This is a genomic window from Rothia sp. P5766 (assembly GCF_048513555.1).
GTDB lineage: Bacteria > Actinomycetota > Actinomycetes > Actinomycetales > Micrococcaceae > Rothia.
Window position 1 is genome coordinate 1 of record NZ_JBLXXS010000010.1, and the last position, 17,957, is coordinate 17,957.

Below are 17,957 nucleotides of genomic sequence, written 5' to 3' on the forward strand. Positions count from 1 at the left end.
GCAAGGAGCACAACCACAAGCACGAAAATACCGTTGGTGATCAGTGATGAGGTAAAGCCTGCTAGGTTAGAGCCTTCTTGCAGGAAGGGGTCAGCCAGGCCAAAGACCCCGAAGGTCATAGCGACGAGGTTATTGACCGTGTGCAGGGCGATTGCGGCTTCAAGCCCGCCGGTGCGCCAGGTGATGTAGCCTGCGGCGATCCCCAGTGTCAGGACGGACAGCTGACCCCAGAGGTCGTACATGTGGCCCAGCATGAAGAGTGGGGCGGGCAGGACGATAGCCCAGGCCGGGTGTTTGAGCCAGCGGCCGATGCTTTGCATGAGAAAACCCCGGAAGACCAGTTCTTCGGCATAGGCCTGAAAGGGAACAACGAGGCCAATACAGATCAGGAGCACTATGAGGGTTGTGCCCTGAGCTTGGGGTGCGAGCTGGTAGGTGCTCCCGGTAGCTGCATCAAGGGCCAGGGGGATCAGAACCATGATGAGTGTGGACAGGCCCAGGCATACCATGAGCCAGCCCCAGCGCAGACGGCCCGCAACGGAGTGAATCAGACCCCAGGGCTTGGGGCCCATGATGAGGCGGGCCAACCAGAGGCAGGGGAACATGAGCGCTACCGACCCGAAGAGCACTGTGAAGATAAGGGGGTCTGTAAGGGCCTGGGCTTGGAGCTGGGCGGTCATGTCGCTGGCTGTGGCGGTGGCATCGATGGTCATCTGCCCGGAGGTGGCCTGCTCCTTGAGGGCGCTCATCAGGCTGGGTATGAGCAGGGCTATGCTCAAGATAAGGGCCAGAACAAGGTAGAGGGGAGCACCAATTACTGCCTCAACCAGGGGTTTCCACCAGCGGCTCTTGGGGTCGGTCAGGGCTAGGCGGTGGTAGCCCAGCTCTTGGTGCTCTTGCCGGTAGCCGGGCCGCCAGCCTACCGGGGGTAGGTAGGGTGGCGGCTGGGTGTTCGGGGTCTGCGGAGTGACGGGGGCACACCAAGGCACCGCTTGCTGTGTCTGAGCAGGGGGTGTGGTTTCTTGGGCGGGTCCGTATTGGGGAGGCATCTGCGAACTAGTCATAGTATCTACCCTAGGTATTTTTGGGGAGGCCCGTAGGGGCTTGACCCTAGATTTTGGTTTGGGTGCTCGCTAACTGTTGACGGTAGCGGAAGGCCACCAGAGCCCAGAGCAGCACCAGGGCGCTCAGGCAGATGATGGGCAGGGCGGAGAGGCTCAGCGCCAGGTGGCTGAGCTCGTCCAGGTTGTGGGTGGCCGGGTCCATGCGGATACCGATGCGCATCGGCCCGTAAATCAGACCGGCACAGCCCAGTACCGCTAGACCTGCCGCCAGCCAGCGCACCGGTTTGGTAGCTAGGGCGAAGAAGACGGGGAAGGCGTCCAGCCACAGGCCCGCCATGAGCAGGGGTAGCCAGATGTTGTGGTGGGACCAGGAAATCGGTGACATGGCCAGCATGAGGAAGCCGTTGAGGGCTATCTGTGACAGCACCATGCCCCGGCGGTGAAGAACCGGAATCAGGTAGGCAACCCCCGCCAGTAGGGCCACAATAATGCTGCCGCGCAGGGCGGTCAGCAGGGGGCCTTCGGTCAGACCTAAGTGCAGGAGCCAGCCCAGGGTGGAGATGTTGTCCACGTAGTTGATGTTTCCCACGCGGGAGGGGTCAGAAATGGCGTAGAACCAGAACTCGCGGGCGGCGGCGGGCATAAAGACGAAGCCCGCGGCTACCGTAGCCAGGAAGCTAGCACCCAGGGTGAGCAGGCCCTTGATGTCCCGGCGCATGAGTAGAATCAGCCCAAAAGCCAGCGGGGTGAGTTTGATACCGCCGGCAATACCGATCAGGACACCGCGTGGCAGACGGCTGGCAGGGCGGAGCAGATCAGCCATGACCAAGAGCAGAATCAGGGCGTTAATCTGGGCTAGGCCGATGCTGCGGTCCCAGGGGCTGAACATGGTGATACAGGTAGCCAGAACAAGAACCAGTGAGCGGCTACCGAGGAGGGCCTCACCGGGTACGGTTACCCCGCGTAAGCGGGCGTAGTTGAGCACCAGAACCGAAATCCACAGGGCTGCACTCATGGCCAGGAGCGTCATCACTCCAGCGCCGACGCCCAGGGGCAGGAAAGCAAAGGGGGCAAAGACCATGACCGCAAAGGGCGGGTAGGTAAAGGGCAGGGCAATAGGCTTGCCCTCTTGCAGGTAGTAGTTATAGAGGGTTTTACCCGGGTAAAGGTCGCCAAAGACCACGCCTGCGCCGGTGCGGTAGACCTCGAAGTCCTGGCCGTTGAGAAAGATGGAGTGGCGAATGTGCCACTGCATGACCGCTAGGCAGAAAATAGCGGTCAGGATCGGCCAGATACGGTGGCGAGCCGGTAGCGTGGCGCTCAGGCGAAGAATGTTCACAACTAGCTACTCCTGGGGGTCCGCAGCCGTTCCCCGGTCCCTGGTGGCCGAGTCTTTGCGGACGGCGACCAGCTTGGTTCCCCTGCGGGTTTTGGCTCTACCGGGTAGGCGCTTGTCCACCCCTTCTTTCGTGCTGGTTTCCTTCTTGGGTAGAGCCGCTATGCGCAGGGCTAGTTCTAGCACCAGAAGCCCCAGGGCCGCGTAGAAGACGTAGTAGGAGGGGTAGAAGTAGTAGAGGCTGGCGTTCCAGCCTGCAACCGTTGCGCCCAGGGCAACAACGGCCAGGGCAAGAATAATGATGTGGGCCAGTGAAAACTTACCGGTGCCCTCACGGTTACGCCAGCTGATGTAGATAGACATGAGCGCAAAAAGGACGGGGAAGAAGATTTGGCCAGAAAGCGCCATGGTGTCATCGGTGTACCGGAAGATACCGAGAGCTTGGATGATTGCGGTGGCGGCCAGGATTAGGGAGGCAGGCAGAGTTTTCACGAGAGATTACTTTACCGTTCTTTAGGCAGTGACGAAGTAGATGATGGCGGTAACGGTGAAGATACTGCCGGCGGTGAGGGCGGCGGCTAGTTCGATGAGCATACCTAGACCCATAGATTTGAGGGCGGCCCAGGTGCTTGCCAGCGAGGTAGTAAGGTCACCGCCGCTGCGGGTGGTTTCGCTCAGGAAGAGGGCAAGTGCGAACCCCACGAACAGGCCAACCACGGGGATAAGGAACATGCCGGTTACGGCACCGACCACTCCCCAGAGGATAGATGAGTTGGGGATAGCCCTGCGTTTGAGGGTGCGCCCAGTCAGGAGGGCTTGAGCCATCATACCGGCAAGGACGATGGGTGCGCCCAGCCCTAGAAGCCACCACCCTTCGGGGCTCCGCAGGGTGAGGCTCCAGAGCAGGATTCCTGCCAGGACGGCCAGGGAGCCGGGCAGAACCGGGTAAACAATACCGATACAGCCTAGGGCAATGAGCAGAGCGGCCCCGAGAGTGATAAGGAAAACGAAATACATGCCTCTAGTTTATGGAATTTTTATACAAAAAATCCTAACGTGCGTGGGGTGAGCCCAATTTCCATGATAAAATTGGTGTTTAAAATATACTCCCTCAGCTAGTATTTAAAAAAGATAAAATTAAATTTTTAAGAAATCCCAGCCACCTCCAAACAGCACCTTGAACCCTAAATATAAAACTAAGGATTTTAAATTGAAAAAAACGCTAACAACATTATTCCTCATAACTTCAACTGTCATGGCTACCGGTTGTGGTGCGGAAAATACCAATGTCAACGCAAGCCCTTCAAGCGATCAGAAAATTGGAAAAGAGCAATCTTTCGAGAATAAAAAATATGTAATTTATATTGACGAAGGTAGTATATCGAAGGATGTATCAACCCTAGGCGGTGACTACGATAAATATTATGATAAGTACATTAAATATATTGCTCCAAACGGTAAACCCATTACCATAGTTGCTGCTAGCCAAGTTACAAATGAGCAAGTTCTGAAAGCATACAATATACTGAGTTTTTATCTTACAAATACAGCAAAATACGATAAAACTGCAGTGGCTAATTCCATGGCCGAAAACGGAGCGGTTCTTGTAATGCCAAACGGATCTGATGGGGATGGAAAAACACCTGAAGATGCCCTACTGGGACAACCCCTCTATCAGATGGAAACGCCTACTGCAGGCAGCAAATGGTACATGGACAATGACTATTCACACAGGGATGCCTCCTACGAAGAAATCTTTCATTTAGTCCACGGTGAAGGCATAGGCACAACTACAAGGCCTGCCGCTGAATCTGAACTAGCTCAAAAAATAAAATCGGGAATGGATAAAGCTCTCCCGCAGAATAAAGCAGACTGGGGCCAGAAAGGCCTGTGGGGGCTAAATTCTCTTGACTGGCTCAAAGAGCTAGAGGCCGAGGGTAGCTTGGAGAACGAGTATATAGTTTCTGGGATCGACTCCTATTATGGCCTCTGGGAAGCATATACCGAAAATGATAAGGGGATGTGGGGAATTTACATTCCTAAAAATAGATCTCAAGTACAAGAAAAGGACCCGGCGGCGTACGAAGTCATCACTGATTTTGTCGGCCCAGAGCTATCCTATATGGAAAGAATTTCACCGGATTTTGACGGAACATTCAAACTCTACTTGGATCAGAACGAAACTTACACCTTCAAGTCACAATATAATCAAAATGCTAGACTTACAGGTGCCAAAAATTCTAATCTTGAGGGCAACAACCTAGACAACATCTTATTGGGGAATAAAGGTAATAACATTATCGATGGCAAAGATGGCAATGATGTAGTTCAGCTATCTAGTAAATCGACTGAGTACGTTCTTACCCGAGATGGCGAGGATATCTTAATCAAAGATAAAAAATCTAGAGATGGCGAGGACACCCTCAAAAATATAGAAATTTTAAGATTCACTGATAAAGATATTCCAGTAGATGAAATTTCATAACTAAAAGCCCGCATCAGCCGTAGGGCATAGGCTTCCTATGGCGACGAACCGCCTCCAGTTGATATAATCCGCATAGGATATACGATATTTTGGAGTGATGATGGCGGAGCCCACCCCCCAGCAACCAGAGAACGCACCTAAGCCGCATCAGGCACCAGGCCCGCAGGGGTCAGGGAACTCCCCCACCGCACCCACCCGTGGCTACCGGCAGGAACTCAGCATCGGGACCCGTCCCGTAGATGCACCCGGCGCCCCTATCAGCGAGCGCCAGGCCCGCGATATAGCTACCGGCCGAGCAACATGGCACCGCAAGGCCTCCAAACCCGTCTCCCTCTGGATGTTTGCGCTTTTTGCGGTGCTCATGACCCACCGGTGGATTCCCGAGTCGCTCTGGCTGATGGTGCACATGGTGACCCTGGGGCTGATAACCAACTCTATTCTGGTCTGGTCCCAGCACTTTACCGAGGCCCTGCTCAAAAACAAGCTGCCCGACAGCGCCCGCCCGGTTCAGCTGGTGCGCATCTACACGCTCAACGCTTCGATAGTTGTGCTCATGGTGGGGGTCATCTTCAACCTCTACCCCCTGACCCTGATTGGCTCGACCGGGGTGGGGCTTGTGGTGGCCTGGCACGGGCTGGCCCTACTTCAGCAAATGCGTTCTGCCCTGCCTGCCCGTTTCGGTACCAGCATTAGGTACTACATTGCCGCCTCCTGGCTCCTGCCCCTGGGTGCTACTTTCGGTGCACTCCTGGCCTACGACGGCACCAGTGCCACCTGGCATTCCCGCCTACTTTTAGCCCATGAGGCAGTGAACGTCCTAGGCTTTGTGGGCATCACCGTGGTCGGCACGCTCATGACGCTCTGGCCCACGATGCTCCGCACCGTCATGCTCCCCGATGCTGTGGCACGTTCTTCCCGCGCGCTGGTGCTCATGTGCGCCGGGCTCACGCTCACCGTCACCGGTGCCCTCATGGGGAATGTTCCCCTGGCTACATCCGGCCTGATACTGTACGCCGCCGCCCTGATTCTGGTGGGTGTGCTCATGGTAGGAACCACCGCCGCCAAGAAACCCTCTGACTACCCCACCTTCTCGGTGGCTGCCGGTATGGTGTGGCTGCTGGTGGGTGTCCTGTGGGCCGCCGTACTGGTACTCACCCAGGGCCTAGAGAGCCTGAGCCTACGCCCCATCACCCCCGTCTTTGTGGCAGGCTTCTTAGCCCAGGTGCTGTTGGGCGCCATGAGCTACCTGCTCCCCGCGCGGATGGGCGGTGGGCCTAAGGCTGTGCGTGCCTCTAACCGGGAGTTCAACCGCTTCTCAGCCGGCCGAGTCACCATGATTAACCTGGCTCTTCTGGTCTTTATTCTGCCCGTGAACATCACCGGCTCATGGGTACGCACAGCGGCCTCCCTGCTGGGAGCTTTCACCCTCTTCGCTTTTATCCCGCTCATGCTACGCGGGGTCAAACAGTCAGTAGCTATCCGCAAAGCCATGATTCAGGCCCGCGCCCGGGGTGAAGCCCCCGTCCCAGACCCGGAAGCCCAGCACCCCCAACCGGTACCCCACCTGCGCCATGCCCTCATCGGTGCGCTGGCAGTGGTGCTGGTTGTAGGCCTGGGAGTGGCAGCTGATCCCGCCGCACGGGCACGACTGGCGGCAGACGGGACCGGTTCCGCCGCTACCGGCCAGACCACCACCCTGACCGTTGAGGCAACCGCCGACATGCGCTTTACCCCCAACACCGCCGAGGTACCCGCAGGCAACCGGCTGGTCATCGAAGTCCACAACACCGATACCAAGAACGCCCACGACCTGACCTTTGCCAACGGCACCTCCACCGGGCGCATCAACCCCGGGGAAACAAAGACCGTAGAGGTCGGCACCATCACCCAGGATCTGGAAGGCTGGTGCTCCGTCATGGGCCACCGGGCTATGGGCATGACCTTTCAGGTAACTGCCACCGGCGCTACCAGCACTCAGGGCACCGGCGGTCAGCAGGCCGGGCACACCGCCGCAGGCCAGGTACTCTCCCCCACCGACATTGACCTGCAAGGCGACATCTCAGCAAACTACCAGAGCCGGGACGCCGCCCTAGCACCCGTCCCCGAGGGCGAAAACATCGACGGGCGCACCGTCCACCGCCAAACCTTCGAGGTCCAAGAACTCACCCGCGAAATAGCCCCTGGCACCACCCTGAACGCCTGGACCTACAAGGGCTCCTACATGGGCCCCACCCTGCACGGCAAAGTCGGCGATATTTTTGAAATTACACTGGTCAACAAGGGCAGTATGGGGCACTCCATCGACTTCCACGCCGGCACCGTAGCCCCCGACCAACCCATGCGCACCATAGCCCCCGGTGAAACCCTGGTCTACCGCTTCGAGGCTGCCGCCTCAGGCATCTGGCTCTACCACTGCTCCACCATGCCCATGAGCACCCACCTAGCCGCAGGCATGTTCGGCGCGGTAGTCATCGACCCACCGGATCTGCCCCCGGTAGACCGGGAATACCTGCTCGTCCAAAGCGAAGTCGCGCTCACCCAGGCCGGTAACACCCCCGAAGGCATACTGACCAACATCTCACCCGAAGGCCTGGCGGCAGGCACCCCCACCCTCACCCTCTGGAACGGCCACGCCACCCAATACCTACGCGACCCCCTGACAGCAAAAACCGGCGAGCGCGTGCGCATCTGGGTACTCAACGCCGGCCCCGGAGGCGACCTCAGTTTCCACATAGTCGGTAGCCAATTCGACACCGTCTACAAGGAGGGCGGCTACCTACTCCAAGGCGGAAGGGACGCTTTCGGCACCACCAAGGGGGCCTCCCAAGCCCTCGACCTAGCCCCCGCCCAAGGTGGCTTCGTGGAGATGACCTTCACCGAGGCAGGCACCTATACCTTCGTCAACCACGACTTCGCGGCCGCCGAACGTGGCGCTCGCGGTCAGATTAAGGTCACCGACTAGTCATTCGATAAGAAACCTGATGCCCCCGGCTCTACTAGAGCCGGGGGCATCTTGTGGGGGTTGGGTACGTCACCTTCGGGGGTATCAGGGGGCTTTTGGCCCGCTCTCAGGGTCGGTTTTCAAGTAGGCTGTTACTAATGACTACTGAACGCACCAAGCCCAAAATCGCCCTGCGCATCGGCGCGGGGTTGCTTGCGCACTGGCACATTCTTTCATCAGCGGTGCTGATGGGTGTCGGTGTCGTGGGGCTTTCTGCTACCTACGAGGACTACTGCGGGCGCACCGATTTGACCTACGCCCCCACTGAGCTTCGTGATGATATTGAAGGGGCCGCTCAGGTAGCGGGTTTGCGACCGGGTGTTTTAGCGGCCCAGCTCGAAACCGAATCTGGTTGGCGGCTGACCGCGCGTTCCCACGCGGGTGCGCACGGCCTGGCCCAGTTCACCCAGGACACCTGGGACATCTGGGGCAAGGGCGATATTGATAGCCCCGAAGATTCCATTGCCGCGCAGGGCCGCTACCTGGCCTATCTTTCAGAGCGGCTAGCTCCTTACGCTAAGGACCAGACTCCTCTGCAAGATCTCGTCTTAGCTGGCTATAACGCTGGCCCCGGCGCGGTAGAAGAATACGAGGGTATTCCCCCCTACTTTGAAACCCAGAACTATGTGGCAAAAATTGATGAACTGGCCGCCACCAAATATGCAGTGACCTGCTCCCCCTCCCCTGAATTTACACAGGCCAGGCTGGTTGGCTAAAACCTGCCGCACCTGCCTGCAGAACACACTGAGCAGAGCGAAATAGAGTGCCTAGGCTAAGTCAGCGCGGGATAATGGAGCTAAACCTACTGTAAGGAGATCCCATGACTGATTCCCTCTTCCCCCTGGGCAAGCCCGCACCCGAAGGCGCTTTTACCGGCAAAGCCTACATGCACCCGCTGGCCCCCAGTAGCCAGCTCCAGTCACTAGCCGTCACCTTTGAAGCTGAGGCCCGCACTAACTGGCACACCCACGATGTTGGCCAGCTCATTGTGGTGACCTCTGGAAGCTGCATCTACCAGCTTGAGGGCCAAGAACCCCGCACCCTCACCCCGGGCGAGGCTTTCTTCTTTGAACCCGGTGTTAACCACTGGCACGGGGCCACCGCAGAAGGGCCCATGACCCACATTGCGGTGACCCCCTTCAACCAGGCCGGTGAGTTCGTCACCTGGGGTGAACCCGTGGACGACGCCACTTACCGGGGTTAGTTATACAGCAAAGGCCCCGCCCGGTCTTCTGCACCGTGCGGGTGCCAGAATAAGGGGCGGGGGCCATTTCACTCTATGAGCGCTCAGAATCTAGCGCTTCTGGTAGAGCGACTTCTTCTGAAACTTAGGGTCGCTGGTCACCAGCATGCCCAAGGAACGGAAAATACCCTCATCCACAGACCCAAGAATCGTGGTGGTGTGAACATCCACCCCACGCAGGTTCTTAAGCTGCTCTAGGGCGGCGCGGGCATCCTCATCATGGGCCGCTGACGTTGAGAGAGCAATCAGCACCTCATCGGTATGCAGGCGCGGGTTCTTGCTACCCAGGTGCAGGGTCTTGAGACGCTGGATGGGTTCTAAAGCCTCGTTGGACAGCAGGTGCTTGTTATCGTCCAGCCCGGCCAGGTGCTTAAGAGCGTTCAGCAGGGCAACAGCCGAACAGCCCAGCAGATCGGTGGTCTTACCGGTGATGATGGTGCCATCGGACAGTTCCAGGGCGGCGGCGGGTGCGCCGGTGGACTCCTGGCGGGCACGGGCAGGCTCTACCACCGGGCGATCGGTAGGCTTAAGCCCGGCCTTAGCCATAACCACAGCGGCACGATCCGACTGGGTGGAGTCCAGGCCACCGCGAGCCTCATCGACCAGGGCCTTAAAGTAGCGGCGGATAATCTCCTGCTCCGAAGCGTAGCGGCAGGCGGCATCGTCAGTGATGCAGTTACCGGCCATATTCACGCCCATGTCGGTGGGTGACTGGTAGGGGCTGGTGCCGGTCATTTTTTCCAGGAGCACCTTCAGCAGGGGGAAGGCCTCAACGTCACGGTTGTAGTTAACCGTGGACTGGCCGTAGGCGGTCAAGTGGAAGTGATCAATGACGTTAGCGTCATCAAGGTCCACAGTGGCGGCCTCATAGGCCAGGTTGACCGGATGTTCTAGGGGCAGGTTCCAGATAGGGAAGGTTTCAAACTTGGCGTAGCCCGCCTTAACCCCACGCCTGTTCTCGTGGTAGACCTGCGAGAGCGCGGTAGCCAGCTTGCCAGAACCAGGGCCGGGTGCGGTGACAACCACCAGATCACGGGTGGTTTCCGCGAACTCGTTACGGCCCAGCCCCTCTTCGGACACAATCAGGTCGGTGTTGGTGGGGTAACCGGGAATGACGCGGTGGCGCGAGACCCTCAACCCCAGTCGCTCTAGGCGTTGCTTGAAGGCAAGAGCCTGGGAGTTATCGTCCTCCATCTGGGTCAGCACAACGTGCTCAACCAGAAAACCGCGGTCGCGGAAGACATCGACCAGGCGCAGAACATCGTCCTCGTAGGTAATGCCCAGGTCGGCGCGAATCTTGTTGCGTTGCAGGTCCTTGGCGTTGAGGCAGATCAGGATTTCTACCTCGTCGCGTAGCTGCTCCAGCATGGCAATTTTGTTGTCCGGGGTGAAGCCCGGCAGGACGCGGGAGGCGTGCATATCGTCAAAGAGTTTGCCGCCCATTTCTAGGTAGAGCTTGCCGCCGATGTGCTCGCGGCGCTCCTGGATATGCCGGGACTGCATCTCAATGTATTTTTCACGGTCAAAACCAATTTTGTTCACCATGGAATTCAAGCCTAGCAAGCCCGCACCGCCCAGGGCAGGGACGGCGCGGTGAGAGTAGGCACTCTAACCCCGTGGGGGGTCGGGACTAAGCTAACCTCATGCCTGTTCCGACCTAGCTTTCCAGGTGCAGAAGCCTCTCCGGGTAGTCGGTGAAAACGCCCGTGGCACCCCAGTTTTTGAGCTCATTGGCGCGAGCGGCGCTATTGACCGTCCACACATTGACCCCGTAGCCGGCCTGGCGCAGGGCTCTCACGCTTGCGCGGGTCAGACCCCGGTCTTCCAGGTGGGCGGCTTGAGCATCAATTAGCTCTAGGACCGATAGCCAGTCAGGTTGGAAGGTCTCGGCAGTTAAGAGTGCCCCCACGGCGTACTGCGGGGCGCGGCGTTTGAACTCAGCTAAGAGCAGGTGATTGAAGGAGGACACGATAACCTGCCGTGCGGGGGCAAGGTGAGCCAGCTCAGCAATGACCCGGTCAATGAGCAGGTGGGAGCGTTCTGCCCCCTGTTCGTTGGATTTAAGTTCGATGTTGAGGCTCAGCCCGCGCTCGTTAGCCAGGGTGACGAGCTGGTCCAGGGTGGGTACAGGCTCACCGGCGTAATCGGGGCAGAACCAGGAGCCGACGTCTGCGGTGGCAAGCTGGGCGGCGGTGTAGGTGTAGAGGGAGCCGGTCAGGTTGCTGGTGCGGTCTAGGTCGGTGTCGTGCAGGAGGACGGGGGTGCCGCAGGCGGCTAGGTCTACGTCGGTTTCGACCCAGGTGGCACCGGCGTCAGCGGCGGCGGTGAAAGCGGTGAGGGTGTTTTCGGGGCGGGTTCCGGAGGCTCCCCGGTGGGCAAAGATACGCATAGCACCATTATGGGGCAGGGTGGCCGCGGGGACGCTCACGTACGGGCAAAGCGCGGGTAACGGTGGGTGGCAGTTCAGTGCCGGAGCCACCCCTTGCCGGCCCACTCATACCCACATAGCTCATCTACGTCTCCTTGCAGGCTTAGCCTTCCCCCCACCCACCACAAACTGAATGCGGTGAAAACCTTCACCAGCGTGTTCAAAGCACACGCGCATGAAGGTTTGCGCCGCACACTAAGCACCGGGTCCGCAGATCAGAGCTTCGCCACGGCATCAACATGCCACAAACGAGACCCAAGTCACGCCATACTGTAGGTATGGGATCAAAAGTATCGCGTGTTCTAGCAGTTGCCTGGGTCCTCTCACTGGCTGGCATATCTGCAGGGTTCAGCTTGCTGAACCGGCCGGATGCCGACCCGAGCCTTGGCTCTTTCCTCGCTGTAGCCTCATTTGGCCTGGCTTTTGCCACAACCCTGGCGGTGGCCTTGGTCGCCCGATCATCACACCAGGCTCCGGAGCTGTAAGCTCCCAGAAACCCAGGTGTCTTCCCCTCTTACGAAAGGTTGGCCTCATGCATCAGAAACTGGATATGGGCCACATGTTTACTTACTCAGCTTTTCTTGCGGCCGCAGTGATTGCGCTACTGGCGGTTGAGTGGCTGCTTATTTCTGCCATAGCCAGTGACCCGGTCGCTATTTTTACCCCCGTCTCGGTCATCTCTGCGATGGGGCTGGGGGTTGTCTTTGCTCCCTCTCTCCGGAAGCACGCGCAGAGGTCGGAGCGGACTCCTTAAAACACCGCATGAAAGGATGTAGGTATGCGCAAACCGTATATGTTCTACGTTCTCTGGACTGCCTTCATTTTGGCAGGCTTTTCACTCCAGATGATTATCCGCGACCCCGGCCACGGGCACATTATTTTTGGGATTCTCATGACGGCTGCCGGAACCGCAGTTGTGTATGCCGTTGGCAGGCTATCAAGCAAAGTAAGAAACCGGGACTCATAAAATGTTAGCGGTAGCTCCCGCCCTCCCTTTACCTGCCGCTACCTAGAGCCAGCCCTTCACATAGGCCATCAGACCCAGAACTGCACCGACTGCCATACCGAAGTAAATCGGGCCGTTACCTTCCCCGTGAGGCTCTTTTGGGGTGACCTCCGGCGTTTCTGTTTCAACAATCCGGAGGTAATTTTTTACTCCCCCAATAGCGCTACCCGATAACATGCTAGGTATGAATGAAAAGAATCGGGCCAAGATCAGCAATAGTATTGTTGCCTGGGTTCTTATTACCCTCCTGGCAATAATCTTTGTCGTTCTTGCTTTTGTTGACCAAAGCTACAAGTCTGTTGTCCTGTATGTTGCCTGCCTTGCCTCTCTTGTTGCTCTAGCTTTCATTGCTTACCGGAACCGGCAGGACACCTAGCAGGTAAGCTACGGGAGCTCTGGGCTCCCCCGCTCTTTGAAGTTTGCGTTGCCCACGGATATGGAGGTCCTCATGGGTGCTCCCACCGCTGCCTCCCGCGTGTGGAAAGACCGTTCCCTGCTACCTATTGCCCTAGCAACTGTCGCAGCGGGATTTTCCTTCTACGTCCCGGTCAGCGCCCTGTTCCTGACATCCAGGGGGCTGTCCCTAGAGGATATTTTCCTGCTGGAAAGCATCCTACTGGCCAGTATTCTCGTAGCCGAGGTGCCTTCTGGCCTGGTGGCAGACCGGGTAGATCGGCGTTGGGTCATCCTGACCGGTTTTGTGTTCAACGCGGTGGCCGAGATACTTTTTGCCGCTGGGCACTCCCTAGGCGCTTTTGCCTTATCCTTCGTATTCAGTGGGCTGGGCATTGCCATGCTCACCGGTGTGCAGGACGCCTATATTTATGACTCGCTGGGTGAGACCGCCGACGATATTTCGGTAGGTGTATGGGGTCATTTGAGTTCCTTAGAACTGGGGGCCGGGGTGGTTGGGTCTGTTGCCGGCGGTTTGATGGCGGCGCATAGCCTTTGGCTACCGGCTACCGTCAGTGCTGTCTTTGCGTTTGGTGCCGCTGTGGCTGTTGCTTTCCTGCCCGGCCAGCAACCTACAAAGGCTAATGGCCCGGAGCCTGAGAACACTTGGGCAAGCCTTAGAGGTGGTGCCGGCTTGCTTTTGACCAACCCTGTTCTGCTCTATACGGCGGTTGCTTCCAGCGCGGCCTTCGTCATTTTTAACGCTGTTTTTACACTCAACCAGCCACTGTTCCAGGCTGCGCAGGTACCGGTCGCCACCTGGGGAATCATCGGCGGTTCGGCACAGTTGCTGGCCGCTCTCTACAACCACTATGCCAGTTCGGTGGTTGATCGTTTGGGCCGCAGGAACAGTCTGCTCTTGGCTATGGGCTACGGGGTTGCAGGGTTCGGTTTGATGGTTGTCCCGCACCCTGCTGCTGTGATTGCGGGGTTTGTGCTGGTGGTTCTTGGTATGCACGCGCGAGGCCCCATCACACGGGCTGTGGCTAATAAGGTTATCCCGGCGCACCGTCGAGCCACGGTACTCAATGTTGCTAGCACTCTTGGTAGCCTGGTGGGTATAGCTGTGAACCCGCTGATTGGGTGGGGTGCCGGAGCCAGCCCGGGCGGTACTGTTGCCGCGCTTGCGCTTGTGCTGGCGCTCATGGCGCTCCTGTGGCTACCAATCGCTCACCGCTACCTTGATGAGGACACTAGCACCCCCGGGACTACCGAAAGTTGAGTGACATGGGTAAAAAGTACCTTGCCCGTCCGGGCACCATGGTTATAGCCTCCTTAGGTCTTGTATCTCTTGTCCTTGTACTATCTCTTGGACTTCCCTTATTTCTGACGGACAGGACGGGGAACATTTTGCCCGCCCTGTTGTCCTCTATCTTTGTGCTAGTACTCCTGGATGCGGCCTACCTTTCGCTCTTTAAGGTGCAGGTGCACCTCGGCTCCGCCCTGGAAATCAGGGCACCCCTGTGGCGCAGGGACATAGCCTACTCGGATATCGTGGCCGTCCAGACGGAAGAAGATTCTGGGCTCAATTCCGGGGCTATTAACTGGCCTGTTGTCAAGACCGCGCAGGGATACCGGGTCAATATGGGCGGAAAGTTCCGTGTGAGTCTCACCGTGAAGGACGGTAGCGCCTATGAGGTTGTCATGAAGGATCAAGCGCAGGCCCTAGACCTCGTGCAGACCCTGGAGCAGGCCAGAAAAGACAGCGGCCACACGAGCGTGTAGAAACCCTATAAAGTCCTACCTCAGCCCCAGGAAGACAGCCGCGAGCGCGACCCCAAAGAGCGTGCCCAGGGCCAGCTCAGGGACGGTGTGTTTGCGCAGGTAGTAGCGGGAGTAGACGGTGCTAGCCCACACTCCTGCACCCACCAGGTAACCCAGGGTGGGCAGGGGTATGTAGAGCGGGAAGACCAGGGCGAAGAGGGCGGCCACCAGTGCGTGCATACTGGCCTTAATTTTGAGGTTGACCAGGGCAACGACCAGCAACATAGCCACCGACAGGTTGAGGGCCAGGGGCACCTGGCTACTGGTATCCACGAAGTTCAGGGCCAGCGCCCCGGCGGTGAAAGAGAGCAGGGTGCCCGCGTAGAAGGGGGTGCGCTGTGCCCGGTCTTGGATGAAGCGGTCCCCTACCCTGCCGGTGCGGTGCATCCAGAGGGAAAGGGCCAGGGGGATAGCCACGATAAAGAGGAGTGAGAGCGCCACGGGTACGACCCAGGTGGGGTCTGTGGCGATCGCAATGATGGCCAGCAACAACCCGGAGAGCACAAAGGGCGAGAAGATTTCGGTAGCGGCTTTGCTGGCTTTCTCTAACATAGGCTCCACCTCTTCTCCTGCGATCTGCTACGAATATAAAGGTGCGGGGCGCAAGCCTCACCCTGCGCCGCGCACCTATTACCCTCGGCGGGGATTACCCGGCAAGCACCTCAGCCAGCCTCTTGACGCCCTCGGTCAGAGCCTCTGGCTCGATAGCGGAGAAAGCGATGCGGAGCTGGTTAGCTCCGGGATTGACCAGTTTCCCCTCGTTTTCTACCGGCTCGTAGAAGGCTGAACCGGGGATAAAGACCACACCGGCCTCAATGGCCGGGGCTAGGGCGTCGGTGGCATCGGCGTACTTGCACCCTTGGGGCAGGGTCAGCCAGGTGAAGAAGCCACCCTCAGGCACTGTCCAGGTGGTGCCTGCGGGCATGTACTTCTGGCAGGCATCCAACACAGCCTGGCAACGGGCCTGGTAGAGGGCGGCGGTGCGGCGGGTATGGGACTCCCACAGGCCCTCACTCATAAAGCCCAGCACCAGGCGCTGAGAGAGCACCGAAGGGCAGATGGTGACGGCTTCACCGGCAATCTGCAAGAACTTGCGGACGCGGAAGGGCGCGACCATCCAGCCCACGCGCACACCGGGCGAGAAGACCTTAGAAAAGGAGCCCAGGTAGAGCACGTTCTCGGGGTCCAGGGAGTAGAGAGAGCGGCGGCGCACCCCGTCAAAGGAGAGCTGGCCGTAGGGGTTATCTTCCACAATCAGTACGTCAGCTTCGCGGCAAACACGCACCAGCTCTTGACGGCGCTCATCCGAGAGGGTGATGCCGGTGGGGTTCTGGAAGTTGGGGATGGTGTAGAGGAACTTGACCTCTTTACCCTCAGCGCGGATGTCAGCAATGGCCTGGGCGACAGCGGCGGGGTCCAGCCCGTCCTGGTCAAGTGCTACCTGGCGCACATCAGCCTGGTAGCCCTCAAAAACACCCAGGGCACCTGTGTAGGTGGGGCCTTCTGCCAGAATGACATCCCCGGGGTTGACGAAAAGTTTGGTGGCCAGGTCCAGGCCCATCTGGGAGCCTGCGGTCATCTGAATATCGTCCACGGATGGGCGGGCACCTTCAGATTCCATGAACTGGCAGACCAGCTCAGCCAGTTCTTCCAGGCCCGCGCCGGAGCCATACTGCAGAACTTCTAGGCCCTCTTCTTGAATGATGCGGGCACTCATAGCACCGAGCTGTTCCAGCGGCAGCAGGTCCAGGTCGGGGTTTCCACCGGCCAGGGAGATGATGCCGGGGCGCATGGCGACCTCAAAAACATCGCGCACTGCCGAGGGGCGGAAACCGGCGGCACGGTCGGCAAAGTGGTGCATGATGCGGGCTTCAGCGGGGGTCGCTTCTGCCAGCAGGTTAGCTATTTTACTCACGGGTCTGCCTTTCTAGCCGTTGTAGGTAGTGCCAGCTACACCAGCGGCCGGGGAGGCGGGCTGGTCGGTGGCACCGATTGCGTGCAGGCTGATGAGTTCGTAGACCACGTGGGCGGCGGCGATGCCGGTCAGTTCGGCGTGGTCGTAGGGAGGGGCTACTTCAACAACCTCAGACCCGACCAGGTTGAGCCCGCGCAGACCGCGCAGGATTTCCAGGAGTTCGCGGGAGGTGATGCCGCCCGCTTCGGGGGTGCCGGTGCCGGGGGCGTGGGCGGGGTCGAGCACGTCAATGTCGATGGAGACGTAGAGGGGTCGGTCGCCAATGCGCTCACGGAGCAGTTGGACGACTCTCTCAACACCCAGGTAGTAGACGTCGGCGCTGGTGACGATGCCAAAGCCGAAGCGGGCATCGTCTTCTAGGTCTTCGGTGCCGTAGAGGGGGCCGCGAGTACCTACGTGGCAGAGAGCGTCGGTGTCCAGTAGTTCTTCTTCAAAGGCGCGGCGGAAGGGGGTGCCGTGGGTGTATTCGGCCCCGAAGTAGGTGTCCCAGGTGTCCAGGTGGGCGTCAAAGTGGAGCAGGGCGATTTTGCCGTGTTTCTTGTGCAGGTTGCGCAGGTTGGCCAGGGCGATGGTGTGGTCACCGCCGATGGTCACGAGCTGCGCGCCGTCCTTGGTGAGTTCGTGGGCACCGGCCTCGAACATTTCGAGGGCTTCTTCAATGTTGAAAGGGTTGCCGATGATGTCCCCGGCATCTGCTACCTGGGCTTCTTTGAAGGGGGAGATGTTGGCGGCGGGGTTGAAGGGGCGGAGCAGGCGGGAGGATTCGCGCACGTGGTTGGAGCCAAAGCGTGCGCCGGGCCGGTAGGAGACACCGGAGTCCCAGGGCATACCGGCGACTACGATATCTGCTTTTTCTACCTCGTCCAGGCGGGGTAGGCGGGCGAAGGTGGCAGTTCCGGCCCAGCGGGGTACTTCTGCGGCGTTGACGGGGCCAAGGCGTTCTACGCCGTCAGCGCCGGTGGCGATGACGCGGTTGGGTTTGGACGAGAAAAAGGCTTCTGCCATGGTGAGGGCTCCTTGGGGCAACGGAAGAGGGGGTCAAGCAGGCTCCTGTGAGCGCTGACACGAGATTTCACTCAACTATAACCCGTTTGCGGGAGCCTTTTGAGCTGTTTGCCCTGATTATTTATACCGGCGCTCATACATATACAGGTGGGGGCAAACCTAATACACGACGGCTTTGAAGCACTGCTCCCTGGCAC

General features: G+C 58.9%; 19 protein-coding genes. 10 read left to right on the top strand and 9 right to left on the bottom strand.

Going from position 1 to position 17,957, the window contains the following annotated elements:
• The 4 genes from ACN08V_RS06485 to ACN08V_RS06500 all read right to left on the bottom strand — a co-directional run.
• Positions 1-1,064 (bottom strand): lysostaphin resistance A-like protein (locus ACN08V_RS06485; protein WP_419104942.1); only part of this gene is annotated, 1,064 nt, incomplete at its 3' end.
• Between the two features lie 46 nt (positions 1,065-1,110).
• On the bottom strand, positions 1,111-2,403 hold the full coding sequence (locus ACN08V_RS06490; protein ID WP_419104943.1) for a glycosyltransferase 87 family protein: 1,293 nt from the start codon (positions 2,401-2,403) through the stop codon (positions 1,111-1,113).
• A 6-nt stretch (positions 2,404-2,409) separates the two neighbouring features.
• Positions 2,410-2,892, bottom strand: coding sequence for a hypothetical protein (locus tag ACN08V_RS06495; protein WP_419104944.1), 483 nt, complete (start codon positions 2,890-2,892; stop codon positions 2,410-2,412).
• A gap of 21 nt (positions 2,893-2,913) precedes the next feature.
• Positions 2,914-3,417 (bottom strand): DUF456 domain-containing protein, encoded by a 504-nt coding sequence (locus ACN08V_RS06500; protein WP_419104945.1) that lies wholly within the window; start codon positions 3,415-3,417, stop codon positions 2,914-2,916.
• Between the two features lie 193 nt (positions 3,418-3,610).
• On the opposite strand from ACN08V_RS06500, the gene ACN08V_RS06505 reads away from it, so the two are divergent.
• The 4 genes from ACN08V_RS06505 to ACN08V_RS06520 all read left to right on the top strand — a co-directional run bounded on the left by ACN08V_RS06505 (position 3,611) and on the right by ACN08V_RS06520 (position 9,090).
• Complete coding sequence (locus tag ACN08V_RS06505) at positions 3,611-4,885, top strand: hypothetical protein (protein WP_419104946.1); 1,275 nt, start codon at positions 3,611-3,613, stop codon at positions 4,883-4,885.
• A gap of 97 nt (positions 4,886-4,982) precedes the next feature.
• Entirely contained in the window at positions 4,983-7,847 is a 2,865-nt protein-coding gene (locus ACN08V_RS06510; protein ID WP_419104947.1) for a multicopper oxidase domain-containing protein, read from the top strand.
• A 137-nt stretch (positions 7,848-7,984) separates the two neighbouring features.
• Complete coding sequence (locus ACN08V_RS06515) at positions 7,985-8,602, top strand: lytic transglycosylase domain-containing protein (protein ID WP_419100291.1); 618 nt, start codon at positions 7,985-7,987, stop codon at positions 8,600-8,602.
• Between the two features lie 104 nt (positions 8,603-8,706).
• Complete coding sequence (locus tag ACN08V_RS06520) at positions 8,707-9,090, top strand: cupin domain-containing protein (RefSeq protein WP_419100292.1); 384 nt, start codon at positions 8,707-8,709, stop codon at positions 9,088-9,090.
• Between the two features lie 90 nt (positions 9,091-9,180).
• Here the strand turns inward: ACN08V_RS06520 and ACN08V_RS06525 are convergent, their stop codons facing one another.
• Both ACN08V_RS06525 and ACN08V_RS06530 read right to left on the bottom strand, forming a co-directional pair.
• On the bottom strand, positions 9,181-10,674 hold the full coding sequence (locus ACN08V_RS06525) for a DUF1846 domain-containing protein (RefSeq protein WP_419104948.1): 1,494 nt from the start codon (positions 10,672-10,674) through the stop codon (positions 9,181-9,183).
• A 112-nt stretch (positions 10,675-10,786) separates the two neighbouring features.
• Complete coding sequence (locus tag ACN08V_RS06530) at positions 10,787-11,518, bottom strand: glycerophosphodiester phosphodiesterase family protein (RefSeq protein ID WP_419104949.1); 732 nt, start codon at positions 11,516-11,518, stop codon at positions 10,787-10,789.
• Between the two features lie 317 nt (positions 11,519-11,835).
• Here ACN08V_RS06530 and ACN08V_RS06535 point away from each other — a divergent pair, with 317 nt between their 5' ends.
• The 6 genes from ACN08V_RS06535 to ACN08V_RS06560 all read left to right on the top strand — a co-directional run bounded on the left by ACN08V_RS06535 (position 11,836) and on the right by ACN08V_RS06560 (position 14,741).
• Positions 11,836-12,042, top strand: coding sequence for a hypothetical protein (locus ACN08V_RS06535; RefSeq protein WP_419104950.1), 207 nt, complete (start codon positions 11,836-11,838; stop codon positions 12,040-12,042).
• A 47-nt stretch (positions 12,043-12,089) separates the two neighbouring features.
• Entirely contained in the window at positions 12,090-12,311 is a 222-nt protein-coding gene (locus ACN08V_RS06540) for a hypothetical protein (RefSeq protein WP_419104951.1), read from the top strand.
• A gap of 24 nt (positions 12,312-12,335) precedes the next feature.
• Positions 12,336-12,524 (top strand): hypothetical protein, encoded by a 189-nt coding sequence (locus tag ACN08V_RS06545; protein ID WP_419104952.1) that lies wholly within the window; start codon positions 12,336-12,338, stop codon positions 12,522-12,524.
• A 223-nt stretch (positions 12,525-12,747) separates the two neighbouring features.
• Positions 12,748-12,939 carry a hypothetical protein gene (locus ACN08V_RS06550; protein WP_419104953.1) on the top strand — a complete coding sequence of 64 codons (192 nt, stop codon included), beginning with the start codon at positions 12,748-12,750 and terminating at the stop codon, positions 12,937-12,939.
• Between the two features lie 72 nt (positions 12,940-13,011).
• Positions 13,012-14,238 (top strand): MFS transporter, encoded by a 1,227-nt coding sequence (locus ACN08V_RS06555; RefSeq protein WP_419104954.1) that lies wholly within the window; start codon positions 13,012-13,014, stop codon positions 14,236-14,238.
• Positions 14,239-14,243: 5 nt separating this feature from the next.
• Positions 14,244-14,741 carry a hypothetical protein gene (locus ACN08V_RS06560; protein WP_419104955.1) on the top strand — a complete coding sequence of 166 codons (498 nt, stop codon included), beginning with the start codon at positions 14,244-14,246 and terminating at the stop codon, positions 14,739-14,741.
• A 15-nt stretch (positions 14,742-14,756) separates the two neighbouring features.
• Here the strand turns inward: ACN08V_RS06560 and ACN08V_RS06565 are convergent, their stop codons facing one another.
• From ACN08V_RS06565 to speB, 3 genes are all read right to left on the bottom strand, one after another.
• Complete coding sequence (locus ACN08V_RS06565; RefSeq protein ID WP_419104956.1) at positions 14,757-15,332, bottom strand: hypothetical protein; 576 nt, start codon at positions 15,330-15,332, stop codon at positions 14,757-14,759.
• Between the two features lie 94 nt (positions 15,333-15,426).
• Positions 15,427-16,695 (bottom strand): PLP-dependent aminotransferase family protein, encoded by a 1,269-nt coding sequence (locus ACN08V_RS06570; RefSeq protein ID WP_419104957.1) that lies wholly within the window; start codon positions 16,693-16,695, stop codon positions 15,427-15,429.
• Between the two features lie 12 nt (positions 16,696-16,707).
• Positions 16,708-17,760 (bottom strand): agmatinase, encoded by a 1,053-nt coding sequence (gene speB, locus ACN08V_RS06575; protein ID WP_419104958.1) that lies wholly within the window; start codon positions 17,758-17,760, stop codon positions 16,708-16,710.
• Positions 17,761-17,957: the final 197 nt, after the last annotated feature.

What these genes read in the sequence shown, in the direction of transcription:
- ACN08V_RS06500 (WP_419104945.1), bottom strand. Translation starts at nt 3,417, where the DNA reads ATGTATTTCGTTTTCCTTATCACTCTCGGGGCCGCTCTGCTCATTGCC.
- ACN08V_RS06510 (WP_419104947.1), top strand. Translation starts at nt 4,983, where the DNA reads ATGATGGCGGAGCCCACCCCCCAGCAACCAGAGAACGCACCTAAGCCG.
- ACN08V_RS06515 (WP_419100291.1), top strand. Translation starts at nt 7,985, where the DNA reads ATGACTACTGAACGCACCAAGCCCAAAATCGCCCTGCGCATCGGCGCG.
- ACN08V_RS06520 (WP_419100292.1), top strand. Translation starts at nt 8,707, where the DNA reads ATGACTGATTCCCTCTTCCCCCTGGGCAAGCCCGCACCCGAAGGCGCT.
- ACN08V_RS06525 (WP_419104948.1), bottom strand. Translation starts at nt 10,674, where the DNA reads ATGGTGAACAAAATTGGTTTTGACCGTGAAAAATACATTGAGATGCAG.
- ACN08V_RS06530 (WP_419104949.1), bottom strand. Translation starts at nt 11,518, where the DNA reads ATGCGTATCTTTGCCCACCGGGGAGCCTCCGGAACCCGCCCCGAAAAC.
- ACN08V_RS06535 (WP_419104950.1), top strand. Translation starts at nt 11,836, where the DNA reads ATGGGATCAAAAGTATCGCGTGTTCTAGCAGTTGCCTGGGTCCTCTCA.
- ACN08V_RS06540 (WP_419104951.1), top strand. Translation starts at nt 12,090, where the DNA reads ATGCATCAGAAACTGGATATGGGCCACATGTTTACTTACTCAGCTTTT.
- ACN08V_RS06545 (WP_419104952.1), top strand. Translation starts at nt 12,336, where the DNA reads ATGCGCAAACCGTATATGTTCTACGTTCTCTGGACTGCCTTCATTTTG.
- ACN08V_RS06550 (WP_419104953.1), top strand. Translation starts at nt 12,748, where the DNA reads ATGAATGAAAAGAATCGGGCCAAGATCAGCAATAGTATTGTTGCCTGG.
- ACN08V_RS06555 (WP_419104954.1), top strand. Translation starts at nt 13,012, where the DNA reads ATGGGTGCTCCCACCGCTGCCTCCCGCGTGTGGAAAGACCGTTCCCTG.
- ACN08V_RS06560 (WP_419104955.1), top strand. Translation starts at nt 14,244, where the DNA reads ATGGGTAAAAAGTACCTTGCCCGTCCGGGCACCATGGTTATAGCCTCC.
- ACN08V_RS06565 (WP_419104956.1), bottom strand. Translation starts at nt 15,332, where the DNA reads ATGTTAGAGAAAGCCAGCAAAGCCGCTACCGAAATCTTCTCGCCCTTT.
- speB (WP_419104958.1), bottom strand. Translation starts at nt 17,760, where the DNA reads ATGGCAGAAGCCTTTTTCTCGTCCAAACCCAACCGCGTCATCGCCACC.